General features: G+C 55.3%; 14 protein-coding genes. 2 read left to right on the top strand and 12 right to left on the bottom strand.

What is annotated here, in order from left to right:
* Nucleotides 1–4 precede the first annotated feature (4 nt).
* The 4 genes from WC392_10105 to WC392_10120 all read right to left on the bottom strand — a co-directional run bounded on the left by WC392_10105 (nucleotide 5) and on the right by WC392_10120 (nucleotide 4,980).
* Nucleotides 5–1,573, bottom strand: a complete 1,569-nt coding sequence (locus WC392_10105) for a TIGR03016 family PEP-CTERM system-associated outer membrane protein (protein ID MFA5242709.1) — start codon at nucleotides 1,571–1,573, stop codon at nucleotides 5–7.
* Entirely contained in the window at nucleotides 1,554–2,504 is a 951-nt protein-coding gene (locus WC392_10110; protein MFA5242710.1) for an XrtA-associated tyrosine autokinase, read from the bottom strand. The genes WC392_10105 and WC392_10110 overlap by 20 nt, the downstream gene beginning before the upstream one ends.
* 115 nt (nucleotides 2,505–2,619) lie before the next feature.
* Nucleotides 2,620–4,134 (bottom strand): XrtA system polysaccharide chain length determinant, encoded by a 1,515-nt coding sequence (locus WC392_10115; protein MFA5242711.1) that lies wholly within the window; start codon nucleotides 4,132–4,134, stop codon nucleotides 2,620–2,622.
* 207 nt (nucleotides 4,135–4,341) lie between these two features.
* Nucleotides 4,342–4,980: an XrtA/PEP-CTERM system exopolysaccharide export protein gene (locus tag WC392_10120; protein MFA5242712.1), complete on the bottom strand. Its 639-nt coding sequence runs from the start codon at nucleotides 4,978–4,980 to the stop codon at nucleotides 4,342–4,344.
* A gap of 256 nt (nucleotides 4,981–5,236) precedes the next feature.
* On the opposite strand from WC392_10120, the gene WC392_10125 reads away from it, so the two are divergent.
* Nucleotides 5,237–6,055: a GAF domain-containing protein gene (locus WC392_10125; protein ID MFA5242713.1), complete on the top strand. Its 819-nt coding sequence runs from the start codon at nucleotides 5,237–5,239 to the stop codon at nucleotides 6,053–6,055.
* 69 nt (nucleotides 6,056–6,124) lie between these two features.
* Here the strand turns inward: WC392_10125 and recJ are convergent, their stop codons facing one another.
* On the bottom strand, nucleotides 6,125–7,816 hold the full coding sequence (recJ, locus tag WC392_10130) for a single-stranded-DNA-specific exonuclease RecJ (protein ID MFA5242714.1): 1,692 nt from the start codon (nucleotides 7,814–7,816) through the stop codon (nucleotides 6,125–6,127).
* Complete coding sequence (locus tag WC392_10135) at nucleotides 7,813–8,856, bottom strand: phosphoglycerate mutase (protein MFA5242715.1); 1,044 nt, start codon at nucleotides 8,854–8,856, stop codon at nucleotides 7,813–7,815. The genes recJ and WC392_10135 overlap by 4 nt, the downstream gene beginning before the upstream one ends.
* Before the next feature lie 69 nt (nucleotides 8,857–8,925).
* On the opposite strand from WC392_10135, the gene WC392_10140 reads away from it, so the two are divergent.
* Nucleotides 8,926–9,378, top strand: coding sequence for a histidine phosphatase family protein (locus WC392_10140; protein MFA5242716.1), 453 nt, complete (start codon nucleotides 8,926–8,928; stop codon nucleotides 9,376–9,378).
* A gap of 37 nt (nucleotides 9,379–9,415) precedes the next feature.
* Here the strand turns inward: WC392_10140 and WC392_10145 are convergent, their stop codons facing one another.
* From WC392_10145 to WC392_10170, 6 genes are all read right to left on the bottom strand, one after another.
* On the bottom strand, nucleotides 9,416–9,679 hold the full coding sequence (locus WC392_10145; GenBank protein ID MFA5242717.1) for a DUF2442 domain-containing protein: 264 nt from the start codon (nucleotides 9,677–9,679) through the stop codon (nucleotides 9,416–9,418).
* Nucleotides 9,651–9,890, bottom strand: coding sequence for a DUF4160 domain-containing protein (locus tag WC392_10150; protein ID MFA5242718.1), 240 nt, complete (start codon nucleotides 9,888–9,890; stop codon nucleotides 9,651–9,653). Before WC392_10150 ends, WC392_10145 begins: the two co-directional genes overlap by 29 nt.
* 131 nt (nucleotides 9,891–10,021) lie before the next feature.
* On the bottom strand, nucleotides 10,022–11,281 hold the full coding sequence (locus WC392_10155) for an MgtC/SapB family protein (protein ID MFA5242719.1): 1,260 nt from the start codon (nucleotides 11,279–11,281) through the stop codon (nucleotides 10,022–10,024).
* Between the two features lie 254 nt (nucleotides 11,282–11,535).
* A complete protein-coding gene (locus WC392_10160; GenBank protein ID MFA5242720.1) occupies nucleotides 11,536–11,880 on the bottom strand; it encodes a hypothetical protein in 345 nt (114 codons plus the stop codon).
* A 33-nt stretch (nucleotides 11,881–11,913) separates the two neighbouring features.
* Entirely contained in the window at nucleotides 11,914–12,270 is a 357-nt protein-coding gene (locus WC392_10165; protein MFA5242721.1) for a DMT family protein, read from the bottom strand.
* 226 nt (nucleotides 12,271–12,496) lie between these two features.
* Nucleotides 12,497–13,082: IS256 family transposase (locus tag WC392_10170; GenBank protein ID MFA5242722.1), on the bottom strand; the 586-nt coding region annotated here is incomplete at its 5' end.

The raw sequence follows: 13,082 nt of genomic DNA on the forward strand, positions 1-13,082 counted from the left end.
GCCCTTAAAAACTCATGTGCATGGAGGCCGTGATGGCATTCTCGCGATAATCGCCGGTACTCAGATTGGAATCCCGCTGGATATGCCGATAATCAAGCGAGCCATTGAGCTTGGGCTGAATCTTTCTTGTCAGGCCGAACCTGATTGACTTGGTGTTTTCTTCCCGGTTTGTGGACAGAGAGCTGGTTTTTGCATAGCCGACACTCATGTTGGTGCTGGTGCGTGGCGTCATTCTCCAGTTCCACAATACGTTTGCACCCGTTTGTCTGGTTTCATCATTTAGCGCCAGGTTGCTTGTTCCGAGCAGAGCGCTGTCCATTTCCTGTGCTGTTTGTGCTTCGCGCAAGGTATTGTACATACTTAGAACGATCGTGTTTTTTACGCCATTCACGGCTGCGGACGCCTGCAAACGTTTTTGCAGAAACACCCGGTTGGTGAAGTAATTGATGGAGTCGGAAAGCGAAGCTGGAAGCTTTGCGTCGCTGATGAAAGCGTCAACAATTTGCTGGCGCAGGACTGGATCGGGAATGCTTGATGCCCAGAGCTGGTTAAGGAAATCCGCGGTGTCGATCGTGGCGGGAACCAGGAACTGGTCTCGTGTTGTGGTTATGTCCTCGCTGTAACCCAGGCTCCAGGCCGTTCTGCGCGTGCGATGATGGGCGCTGAGGGCGTAGGTGGAGCCATAGAACCTTTTTCCGGTGCTGGCTGTAATGCTCGTTCTTTCGGCAGGCGCCCAGATAAAACCGGCTGACCAGAAAGAACCCTCAGGTGCACTGCCGATTGAAAGATAGTTATTTTTTTCATAACCGCTACTTGCAGTCAGACTGAGTCTTGGCGAAACCACGTAGCGAAGACTGCCTGTCAAGGTTTCCAAATCAATGGTGTTAGTGCTGTAGTCGATTTTTTGTTTGTTGTAGTTCACGCCCCAGCCCAGGGTCTTGAATGCTGTCCCACTATTCAGGCTGAAAAGGATGCGGTCTGACTCGCTGGTCGATAGTCCGCCTGTGCCTGTATCGACTGAATCATGGGTATAACGCAACTCGGAAGAGGCCAAACTGCCAAAGCGGTGGCGCAGGTAGGGGCTCAGGCTGTAAGTGGTTGTTTCGGTGAGGTTGTCTGTGACGTTGGCGTTGTCAGCTGACTGCGCTCCATACGCGGAAATGTTTTGCTGGCTGATTGCGGCTCTACCATCAAGGAAAAAAAAGTCATCAAGCAGTTCCGCATTTGCGTGAGCGTTCAGATTGTGCCTGGTCGTATTCCGGTTGCCTTCATCCGCGTAGACAAGGTTTTGCATGCCATAGCGGGCATTGACCTTCAGGCGGGGGCCTGTCCCAGTCAGGGAGATGGCAGGGTTGATCTGGGTGACGAAATCGCCCTTTTCCCTTCCTTGCGGCGCCAATGCAATATTGTCGGAATAGGTTTCTTTCAAATCCAGGCTGGGCATGATTTTCCACTCCGCGGAGAGGGCGTGGGAAGGTGCCAGCGTGATTGCCGTCACGGCTGAAAAAATAGCCGAAAGCAATGTCCGGCGATGGTTTTTGTGCTTGGTCACGTTAACTGTAGTAGTAGCCATAATATTCTCCGCCGGGGAATGAACTGGCTTTGTTATAGATCAAATTGACGACATCGCATGATTCGATCTGCCGGAGGGCTTCCTTGACCGCCTGTTGTGGCGTTTTTTCCGCGGCCACAACCAGAACAATCTGTCCCATCTGGCTCGCCAGAACGTGCGCCTCGCTGGTCAGCAGTAATGGCGGGGAATCAAAAATGACAATGCGGTCACTGTAGCGTTCGGCGATTTCATTCAGCAAATCGCTCATGCTCTGGCTTGCCAGCAACTCGGTTGCATGCCTGTTTTTTCTTCCAGCCAACAGAATTGAAAGTTTTTCGACATTGGTTTTAAGCATGACATCAGCCAGTTCAAGCTTGTCATCCAGAAGGACGTCCAGAAGGCCTCTCTCTGCTTTCAGGCCAAGGTAACCCGGCAATGAAGGCCGGGCCACGTCGGCGTCCACCAGCAAAACGGTGTGATCCATTTCCGTTGCGATGCTCATCGCCAGGTTGATGGCGCAGAAACTTTTCCCTTCCCCCGCGAGTGCGCTGGTAACCATGATCAGGTTGCCATTCCTGATTGCCCCGGCACCCTGGGTGAAGGCGTTCTTGATCAAAGGCCGCTTGATCAGGCGGAACTCTTCGGCAATTTGGGTTTTTTCCACATCCGGCGTGATGACGCCCATTTGCCGTAATTTTGCGAGGTTGATCGTGCCATTTACCGACACTGGGGTTGTGCTGGGCAGGGGAGTTTGATCGAGACTATTCTCGCGCATGATCTTTGCGCCAACGGGTTCCTGACCAGAATCTGCTGTCGTCTTATCCGTTGCAGGGATAGGGGACGCCTCGCTTTTTTCCTCGATCTTGTTTATTGCTTTTTCGATGATGCTTATGTTCGTGGAGGTTTTGCCCTCCCGGCTGATTTTTTCGGCTGCTTTTTCAATGATGCTCACACTGCCTCCCGGTAGGATCCATTTCCTTGATGGTTAGATTGCCACTTCGGATCGGGTATTGCTGAGAATGACATCTCCAGCTGGGCAAAATATTTGGGCTCAAAGCGGTGTGATGTCATAGAGCCATCTTTATCATCAGTGCGCTATACAAGCCCAACAAGGAAAGCAAGGAGAGACCGAAGGCATAGAGACGCCTTTTTCGCTTGAGCTTTTCCTGATCAGTCCAGATCATGGCAACTGTCCCCAGTATTGGTCTCCCGGCCACTTCGCGAAGGCTGATTTGAGTATGAAAGGCGGGGCGGATCTGGCTCATCAAGAATGCGATGCCGACTCCCGCCAGTAATGCAGCCAAAAATACCAGGGAGGACAGTCTTAACCGGTCAGGTCCTGCGGGTATAGCCGGAACCGTTGGCGGGTCAATGATCTTGAACGAGATCAATTCTGTCGTGGAACTCATTTCGCCGGACATTTTTGCGCTCTCGCGGCGTTGGAGAAGGCTTTCGTAATTGGATTTGTTCACTTGATAATCGCGATTGAGACGGGTGAGGTCTGCTTCCACTTCGGGCACCGCGTTGCTCAGCGACTTCAGGTGAGCGTAGCGGGAACTGTATTCCGCCACGCGGGCTCTCATGGAAGCCACTCTGGATTCGGCTTCCATTTGAGCAATTTTTAATTGCTGAAGCATGGGGCTGTAATTCACCCCAGGGTCGGCACTGTGTTTTTGCAGCTTGGCTTCCTGCTTCTTGCGTTCCTCGAGCTGTGTTATCAGGCGTTTCGTGGAGACAATGTCGGGATGCTGGTCGGTAAAGTTCAGGCGCAAGGCATCGAGGTTCTTGTTCAGGGTCTGGATGCGGGCATCAATTTCCGGGTTGACTGGAGATTGCTCCACCATTTGTACCGGTTCATCGTCGGATATTTGATTCTTGACGGCATCTCGCGCCTGCTCGGCTTCCCTCAACTCCAGCTTTGCCTGGTTGAGGCTTTCCGCGGCGCTGGTCAGCTTCGAAAGATAATCACTGCCTTGACCAGGCATCAAACCAACGTTCTTTTGCTTGAAAGTCATGAGGGCGGCTTCTGCCGCTGCCAGCTTCTCTTCGTAAGATTTGATCTGTTCATCGATAAAGCGAATTGCCGAAGCGGATTCCTGCTTGTTTCCCCCGAGGCTTCCCTCGACAAAGATGGTCAACAAGGATTGAACAACGTCCTTGGCCAGTTTGGGATTGTCGTTGCTGTAGGAAATCGTAAAAAGGTTATCTCGCCCGGTTGTGCCTATCTTGATCTGGGACATCAGCTCATTGACGAACTCATCATGGTCTTTCACTGTTTTGGCCTTGATGTCCAGATCCACCATGCGCATGACTCTTTCCACGTTCGGGCGGCTGATCAAGGTGCGGCTCATCATGGTAACTTGCTGTTCCACGTTGGGAGGCGCTGTCATTCCCGACATCAGGGGTTTTAAAATACTCTGGGTGTCGACGTAAATTCTTGCGGAGGCCTGGTAGTCATCAGGAAGCTTGTAGATAATGACCCATCCGGCGATGGCAACGACCCAAGCCGTCACTACTGCATACCAGCGGTATTTCCATGCCCCTTTCAGATAGGTAAGCAACTGGGTTATCAGTTCCTCCATATTATTTAAAATCCCTTAGAAAAATTGCTGCCGGTATTCGGTTGCTGGAAAACCCATACCATCACATATCTCTGCGCGGTCACCCGGCCCTGGGCCTGGCGATGATCTGTAATGAATCCAGTATGCTGGTCGAATATTGCATTACTGCTTTGCCCCGCTCCCAGAGAGGGAGGCAGGTCAAAGCAGGCGTGAATTCAGTGAGTTAAATCAGAAAAAGCTTTCGGGCACGACCAGAATGTCGCCTGGGCGCATGGGTACGTTGGCCGATATGTCGCCATCCTTGATCAGGTCGTTCAGGCGGACGGCAAGTTGTAGCTGTTTCCCATCCACGTTGCGAATAATGCTTGCCTTGTTGCCGGCGGCAAAGTCCGTAATTCCGCCCACTGTAATCAGGACATCCAGCAGCGTCATTTCATCGCGGTACGGAAGGGCCTGAGGTTTTGCTGCCTGGCCGATGACCCGGATTTGTTCGCTATAGGGGCCAACAAAGCCAGTCACAATCACCGTTACAATTGGATCCTGAATGTATTTTGCCAGCGCCTTTTCTATGTCTCGCGCCAGATGGCTGGACGTCTTGCCGCTGGCAGGTAGATCCTCTACCAGCGGGGTGGTGATTTTACCGTCTGGCCGGACAGGAACCGACATGGAAACTTCCGGATTACGCCAGACAATGATGTTTACATTGTCGCCCGGGCCGATCAGGTAGTCATGTGTCGGGGGTTGAGCATCCGCGGAAGAAAGAGGCGGTTGTGCTGTGCTGGCGCAACCGCCAACGGTCAGAATGGAAAGTGCGAAAGCAAAGCAAGCAAGCCATCTCGCGGCATTGGTGTATTGCGGAATATTCACTTGGGTTACCTCTTGATTGGTTGAAAGGGGGTAACGCCAGACATTGAGTCTCTCCCCACGGCCTTATAATAACAAAAACTGTCAGACTACTGGCATAAATTCAACCCCATTTATAATAGTGCGCCCAGTCAAACAAAGGTTGTAAAACAATATGGGTGTTGGGTTGGGGGTGTGGCCAGCTCATTTATTATTCATTACTACCTTTAATTTGCCCGCTTATAATGGAACGGTTGGGCCATTCCAAAGGGGGTACATAATGGATACCGGCAACACGGAAAATCCGCTGATCAAGCTGCAAGACCTGGCCAGTTTTCTGGAAGAGGGCAGCTTTGATGACAATATGCAGCAGCTTGCGGCGATGGCGGCAAAAATTCTCAACGCCGAAAACTGTTCGCTCATGCTGCTCAACGATGGCGAGATGGAAAATCTGCGCATGCGCGTCTGTGCCAGCTATGGGCCGCTGCCGGCAGCGGCCTACAAGGAATCCACCAGGAAGGGTGAAGGCATTGCCGGGCGGGTGATCGCTACCGGCAAAGCCTTGCTTGTCGACGACATCCATCATTCTGAATTTTCCGAATGGGCGCGGCGCGCCAATGATCCGCGTAAAAGCCTGATTTCATCCCCGGTTACCATCAACGGAAATATCATCGGTGTGGTCAATATAAACGGCCATCTTCAAGGGCGTGCCTTCAACCTGGATGACATGAGACTGCTTGAGGTGGTCGCGCTGTTTATTGGTAAATCCATTCAGGTAGTGCAATTACAGAATATCTTGAATTCACGCTTCGCCCAGCTGGCATTGGTCCAGTCCGCGGGAAAGGATTTGGAAAGCACGCTGGTAAGAGCTGTGCAGAACCCGGATCAGGTGGCCAAGATTCTGGCGAAATCGTTTTACAAGGAAATGACCCGCGCCGGCTTTGGCTCCAGCCAGATCATCAATGCCGCCTCGGAAATTATTTCGCAACTGAGTGGCAGCCTGAATCGCCACAGCAAACGGGTGGAGCGTGAGACTGCGGATTCACCGCAGGAAGCGGTGCTGAAACGCAAGACGGTAAAAAAAACATCCGGCGAATGATTTGGACCCTGCCGTTCCAAGGCGCGGAGAAGTGGTGGTGAATGCTCATGATGGAATTTATCTATTTCATCAGGCAGGTTCCCAGTGGTTCAAAAGCAGTTGCAGCGTGGTGTTTCCGTTAAACTCGTTTACATCCAGACGGTAAACCGCATGCAGCCGCTCTGGTAAGGGTTCGGCGTGAAAAAACAGCATGGCTTCGAAGCTGCGCCCTGACTGTTTGAGGCGCAATTTCAAATGCTTTTCACCCACCACGCGCTGTTGCTCGACCTGGAATTCACCTTGAAATGCAGGCTCGGGAAAAGCCTGGCCCCATACCTCGGCTCTCAGCAATTGCGCCAGTTCCAGCGACATGTCCGGAGATTCCAGCGCGCCGTCGGTTTCGACTGTCCGGGTCAGCAGGGCAGGGGTGAGCAGCTGGCCGCAAACTTCCTCAAAAATCTTCTCGAAGCGGGGAAAGTCCGCTTCCGCGATGGTCAGTCCGGCCGCCATGGCATGGCCGCCGAATTTCCTGATCATTTCGGGATGCCGCTTGGACACCAGATCCAGCGCATCGCGCAGGTGCAAGCCGGGAATGGAGCGTCCCGAACCCTTCAGTTCACCATCGTTGCCCTGGGCGAACGCAATCACCGGGCGGTGAAATTTTTCCTTGAGGCGCGAGGCCAGAATGCCGATCACACCCTGATGCCAGTCCGGGTCGAACAGGCTGAGGCTGGTGTTGTCCTGCACCGTAATCTGTTCCAGCGCGGCCAGCGCCTGGTCGTGCATGCCGGCCTCGATGGCGCGGCGTTCGCGGTTGAGGGCGTCGAGCTGGTGCGCCAGATCGAGGGCACGCACGGGGTCGTCGCAAAGCAGGCATTCGATACCCAGGGCCATATCATCCAGCCGCCCGGCAGCATTGAGGCGCGGGCCAATGGCAAAACCCATATCCCAGGTGGAGGCGCGGCGCGCATCACGGCCCGCCACCTTGAGCAGCGCCAGGATGCCGGCGCAAGCCTTGCCGCCACGGATGCGCCTGAGACCATTGCTGACCAGGATGCGATTGAGGTCGTCGAGCCTGACCACGTCGGCCACCGTGCCCAGGGCAACCAGATCGAGCAGATTGCCGAGATTGGGTTCGGGCTTGCCGGCAAAGGCATTGCGCAGGCGCAGCTCGGCGCGCAGCGCCAGCATGACGTAGAAAATCACTCCGACACCGGCCAGGTTCTTGCCCGGAAAATCGCAGCCGGGCTGGTTGGGGTTGACGATGCAGGCGGCATCCGGCAGTTCGTCGCCGGGCAGGTGATGGTCGGTCACCAGCACCTGCATGCCCAACCGGTTCGCCTCGGCCACGCCGGCCACGCTGGCAATGCCATTGTCCACGGTGATGAGAATGTCCGGCCTGCCTGCGGCGGCCAGATGCACGATTTCCGGCGTCAGCCCGTAGCCATACTCGAAGCGGTTGGGCACCAGGTAATCCACCTGTGCGCCAAATGCCCGCAAGGCCCGCAGCGCGACGGCACAGGCGGTTGCACCGTCGGAATCATAATCGGCAATGACCAGCAGGCGGCGCCCTGCCGCGATGGCGTCAGCCAGTTGTGCTGCCATGGCTTGTGCATGGGTCAGCAGATGAAAAGGCAGCAGCGCCTTGAGGTCATATTCCAGTTGTTGCAGGGTATGGATGCCGCGCGCGGCATAAACGCGTGCCAGCACCGGGTGCAAGCCTTGTGTAGCCAATGCCTGTGCGGCATCCGGGCTGAAGGGGCGGGGTGCAATATCCGTCATGCTTCGGTATCTCCGGGGCGATAGTGAATCAGTGGCCGCTGGCGGCGCCACAGTTGCCACAGGCTGCCGCGGCTGGCATTGAAGCTCAGCGTCCCATGGGGGGTTGGCGCGTGCAGGGTCAGCTGGATGGCGCCTTTGCGCAGTGCCTGTTCCAGAGGCGCAAACCATTGCTGCTCAAGTTGTGCCAGCCGCTCTCTCCAGGCATGCGGCGTGCCATAGCGGGCGGCAGGACGCAGACTGTCCAGCACCAGCAGATGGCTTCCTGCCTGCGCCATATTCAGCCAGGCGTCCGCATTGGCCGGCAAGGTTTGATGGGGAATATTTCCGGCCATTGCCAGGCCGCTCGCCAGCGCATCATTTGACCAGGCCTGGTCAAACGGGCGGCTTGGAGCCGAGGACAGGGAGCCGCCGCCCCACGGCCAGATGCTGTTGATGGGCGCCTCGCCGCGATTTTCACGAGCGACATTGACCGGATGCTCGAATAGCAGCATCTGCACTTCGTTGATCAGGGCGCGCCAGCGCAACTCTTCCGGGCCGCGCGGCAGGTTTGAATGGATATTGTGCCCGGCCACCTGGCCGATATTTCGCGTGCTAATGGCGGGCGGGTGTTCCAGCCTGAGATACCAGCGCAGCGGATGGGAGGCGCAAAAATGCAGGCCATCCGGCAAAAAATGCTGGTTCAGCGTGGCGACCAGATGGTCGCTTTCCGGCTGGCTGAGTGCAAAGGTGGAGCTATCCGTCAGAATCAGCTGGTCTCTTTCCACCGCCAGATGAACCGGGTCGGCACGCAGCCAGTAGCCGTTTTCCGCATCAATGCCATCCGCCATCGCGCTGAATGGGCCAACCGGGTAATCCTGCTGACGCGCTACGCCGAAGGTTTCGCACAGCCAGCCTTCCATGTCGTTTGCTTGCGTTTGGGTGCGGCGGCCTCGCGCCAGCAGGGTTTGCAGGGCGGGCGATTTTGCGCCATGGAGCGGATCATTCTCCCGCGTCAGGGCAGGGGGAGGGAGCAGGGCGGGGATGAGCAGGTGGCAGTGCATGGTGCGCGTTAGTGTAACATTGGCTCGATAAAATGATGGGTTGCCGATACCCATAACGAGGAGAACAGTATGGACTTGATTCTGTGGCGCCACGCCGAAGCAGAGGACGGCTTTCCCGATAACAACCGCAAACTGACCGCAAAAGGCGAGAAGCAGGCTGCCCAGATGGGCGAGTGGCTGCGCGAGCGCCTGCCCAAGGACACGCGCATTATCGTCAGCCCGGCCAAACGGACGCAGCAGACTGCGCTGGCCCTGAAGTGCCAATTCGAAACCCTGAAAGAGATCGGTGTTGGCGCCTCGGTGCCCGCTTTGCTCATCGCCGCAGGCTGGCCGGATGCCAAGGGCGCGGTGCTGGTGGTCGGGCACCAGCCGGTGCTGGGCCAGGCCGCCGCGCTCCTGCTGGGCGGCGACGAAGCGGACTGGACCATCAAGAAAGGCGCCGCGTGGTGGCTCTCCAGCCGGGTCCGGCAGGATGAAACCCAGGTCGTGCTGCGTGCCGTGATGGCGCCTGATCTTTTATAAGATCGCCGTGCCCATCATGCTATGGCAAGGGGCGCCATTAGGTGAGCTGTTTGGCCCTTGAAACTAATGGGAAATTGCCAGGGGTTCGTATGGACTCTACTGATAAATCGACATCAATCAGTGGCCAGTAGAGGTGGTTTGGTGTTGGCCACTCGATAGTGGCTAATTCTTCGATGGTGGCTTTTTTGAACCAGGGGAACTCGGAGAAAGAAACAAAAAGCTCCTCCTCGCCCAGTAGCAACCAGAAACCCATGCTGGAAGCCAGGGAAACTTCAATTCCCGAAGTGGATGCGCCAAGCATTGCAAATCTCCTCGTGATGGCCCTGAACCAAAATTGATGCCTCACTCAGTTGTTTTTGTGAGAGCCCCTGATTCATGGCGAGCTCAATCTGAGGCTCTAACCAGAATTTGGCTTCCCCATCCGTATGTGATACATGGATATGCATGCGTGGCTCTTCGCGTGAGAAGAAAAAGAAGCGAAAAGCGCCTTGGCGGAAGACAGTTGGAGCCATGGACAAATTGTAAAGCTAAACCATCAATCGTGTTGATCTTTCAAAAAGTTGCAGTCTCACCGGCCATCGTTTATCGATATCAAACTGTACGTCACAGTATGGGGAACAGCGCCATGTCAGTTGGTGAAAAGCTACAGCCAGATCAATCCGATACCCATGCCCAGCCCCATGGCGGCGAAGCCGATGGCGCAACGTTTGGCCAGTTGTGCGCCGCCGAGGGTGGCGATCATTCCGAACTTGAAGCCCAAATTGGACAGGAAGGCCAGCGTAATGGCTGTCACAGCCTGTGACGACTCCAGTTTGCCCAATTCATACAGGCGCAGGCTGGAAAGGGTGATGGCATCGACATCGGTGAGGCCGGAAATCAGCGCCACGGTATACAGCCCTTTGCTGCCGGCGATATCCGATAGCCAGGCGGAAAAAAACAGCACCAGGGCATAAAGCAGGCCAAAAGCAAGCGCGGAGCGAATCTCGGTGGGGTTGGTCATTACCGGCAAGGGCAAATCAGCGGATTTGGCCAGATGGCGCCACAGGAAGGCCGTGCCAGCCAGTCCGAACGCAAGACCGCTGCCCAGTACCGGCAAAAGAGTGGGCAGGGATTTGGGCGAGACCACCACTCCTTCAACCGCCAGCCGCACGATCACCACCAGGTTGGCAATCAGGATCACGATCACCGATAGTTGCACCATGCCCTCGTTCTTGCCGTAGCGGGCATACACCATGCTGGTCGCCGTGCTCGACACCAGGCCGCCAAGAAAACCCAGAATGGGTGCGCCATAACGCTGGCCGACAATACGCAGGGCGACGTAGCCAGCCAGACTCAGGCCGGATATCAGCACCACCATCAGCCAGGTCTGGTAGGGATTCAGGGTGTTGTAGGGGCCATAGTTATGATCGGGCAGAATCGGCAGGATGATGAAAGTCAGCACGGCGAACTGGAAAATGGAGATCAGGTCGCGCCGTGTCAGATTCTGGCTCCAGCCGCGCAGCTCGGTCTTGAAATAGAGCAGGATAGCCACTGCAATGGCCAGCATCAGCGCCGGCGTCTCGGCGCCAAACCACACCATGGCGCCCAGCATGTAGCACACCAGCAGAGCGGCCGAGGTGGTGGTGCCTGGATCTTCACTCGGAGCATGGGGGCCAAGGTAGGCTGTAACGATGATCATGCCGGTGGTAAACAGTCCCAGGGCCAGCACCCACGGTGATTGCGTGATTTGAGACAGCATCGCGGCCAGGGTGCCGCTCAATGCGATCAGGGCAAAAGTGCGCAAGCCAGCCTTGGCGCTGGGGTTGCGTTCACGCTCGAGCCCGATCAGCAGGCCGATCGCCAGGCTGGTGAGAAAAGTCGGGATGTGCTCGATGCCATTGCCTTGCATGGCTGGCAGGTCCATCTGGCTATCTCCCTAAGGAAGGTCTGATCAAGTGTTGGAACCCCGCACGAGCTTCAGCTCGTAGTCCCGAGGGGCAATGACCACTCATTCATTAACGGGCCCTTATGCAGCTTCCCAATGGTTCAAAAGTAATGGCAGGGTGGTGTTGCCGTTATACCCGTTTACTTCCAGGCGGTAAATGATGGGTTGCCAGCCGCCAGGATGAAACCCGGCTTGTGCCGCGTGCCTGATCTGCTTTACTTGTCCTGGCCGGGTTAATCTTTCAAAAGAGTCACAGTCGTCTCGGCCGTCGTTTTGTCGATATCAAACTGTACTTCACAGTATTCGGTCTGCTCGCACAGCGGCGTCGGGTCATCAGCACAACAACTCCCGGCATTGATCCCGGCATAGAAAATCCCGGTTTTTGCGCGAATGAAACCGGGGGTCTCGGTGACTTTGAGAATCACCGCGCTGATATCGCTGCCGCTCACATGGCTGCTCAGTGACAGCCCCTCCTGCAGGGGGAGCAGCATCACATCGATATTCTGGATTTCGTCCTTCAAAACGCTCTCGAAACTCGGGGTTTTCCAGGCTTTTAAAGCATTAACAAGTTTAATCATTGGGTGTTCCCTCATTGCGGCATATCAGGGAAATCAGGCGCCGCCAAGCTTGCTGCGAAAGATGAAGTAAATCGCGCCCATTATGCAGAAAGCAGCCCATAGGTAATCCAGTTTTAGCGGCTCTTTCAGGTAGAACAAAGCGAACGGTACGAAAACCATAAGGGTGATGGCTTCCTGCAGTATCTTGAGTTGAGCAACGGAAAGTACGGTATAGCCGATGCGGTTACCCGGTACCTGCAGCATGTATTCGAAGAACGCAATGCCCCAGCTGATCAACGCGGCGACGATCCAGGGCTTCTGATTCAGTTCCTTCAAATGCGCATACCAGGCAAAAGTCATGAATATGTTACTGAGCGACAGGAGGAGAACGGTGGTCCAGATAGTACGCATATGGCCTGGTTTCAATGTTTTAAATCATTGCTCTGCGAGATTCTAAGAGGAGCTAGCAGGAGCTAGGGGTGGTCGCCTACACGTAGCGACGTCCCCCCGTTTTCAGTAGCACTGGGCTTTAGAGTCCGGGGTTGATGTTACCATTTTCTGGATCAGTGTTTTTGCATAAGCGGAAGGGGTCATTCCGCCGGGGGGTGTCCGGAATTTTGTGTAAACGGGATTTCGTTTAACGTTGTGGCATCCGGTCATCAAACTGGATAGTAAACCGGTTTAATGCCGCTTTCCAATCCCGGATCGGCATGGTCCATTTCTGGCTGATGTTTTGCAGTGCCAGGTAGAACAACTTCAGCAACGCCTCGTCGCTCGGGAACGAACCCCGGTTCTTGGTAATCTTCCTCAGACTCATGTTCACTGATTCGATGGCATTGGTGGTGTAAATCACCTTCCTGATTTCCGGCGGGTAGTCGAAGAACGGAATGATGCGTTCCCAGTTACGGCGCCAGGACTGGATAATCGAAGGATAGGCCTCGCCCCATTTCTCCTCGAACTCGGCCAGCATGGCTTCGGCCCCCTCGACGGTGGCCGCCGAGTAAATAGTCCGCAAATCAGCAGCAACGACCTTGCGCAGTTTCCAGCTCACGTAGTTCAGGCTGTAGCGCACCAGATGAACGATGCACAACTGAATGGCAGTCTTCGGGAATACCGCCTCGATAGCTTCCGGGAAGCCTTTCAGTCCATCGACGCAGGCGATGAAGATATCCTGCACACCACGGTTCTTGAGTTCGGTCACGACTTGCAGCCAGAATTTGGCG

The sequence above is a fragment of the Sulfuricella sp. genome (assembly GCA_041651995.1).
In the GTDB taxonomy this organism is placed as follows: domain Bacteria; phylum Pseudomonadota; class Gammaproteobacteria; order Burkholderiales; family Sulfuricellaceae; genus Sulfurimicrobium.

What these genes read in the sequence shown, in the direction of transcription:
- WC392_10105 (MFA5242709.1), bottom strand. Translation starts at nt 1,573, where the DNA reads ATGGCTACTACTACAGTTAACGTGACCAAGCACAAAAACCATCGCCGG.
- WC392_10115 (MFA5242711.1), bottom strand. Translation starts at nt 4,134, where the DNA reads ATGGAGGAACTGATAACCCAGTTGCTTACCTATCTGAAAGGGGCATGG.
- WC392_10125 (MFA5242713.1), top strand. Translation starts at nt 5,237, where the DNA reads ATGGATACCGGCAACACGGAAAATCCGCTGATCAAGCTGCAAGACCTG.
- recJ (MFA5242714.1), bottom strand. Translation starts at nt 7,816, where the DNA reads ATGACGGATATTGCACCCCGCCCCTTCAGCCCGGATGCCGCACAGGCA.
- WC392_10135 (MFA5242715.1), bottom strand. Translation starts at nt 8,856, where the DNA reads ATGCACTGCCACCTGCTCATCCCCGCCCTGCTCCCTCCCCCTGCCCTG.
- WC392_10140 (MFA5242716.1), top strand. Translation starts at nt 8,926, where the DNA reads ATGGACTTGATTCTGTGGCGCCACGCCGAAGCAGAGGACGGCTTTCCC.
- WC392_10145 (MFA5242717.1), bottom strand. Translation starts at nt 9,679, where the DNA reads ATGCTTGGCGCATCCACTTCGGGAATTGAAGTTTCCCTGGCTTCCAGC.
- WC392_10150 (MFA5242718.1), bottom strand. Translation starts at nt 9,890, where the DNA reads ATGGCTCCAACTGTCTTCCGCCAAGGCGCTTTTCGCTTCTTTTTCTTC.
- WC392_10155 (MFA5242719.1), bottom strand. Translation starts at nt 11,281, where the DNA reads ATGGACCTGCCAGCCATGCAAGGCAATGGCATCGAGCACATCCCGACT.
- WC392_10160 (MFA5242720.1), bottom strand. Translation starts at nt 11,880, where the DNA reads ATGATTAAACTTGTTAATGCTTTAAAAGCCTGGAAAACCCCGAGTTTC.
- WC392_10165 (MFA5242721.1), bottom strand. Translation starts at nt 12,270, where the DNA reads ATGCGTACTATCTGGACCACCGTTCTCCTCCTGTCGCTCAGTAACATA.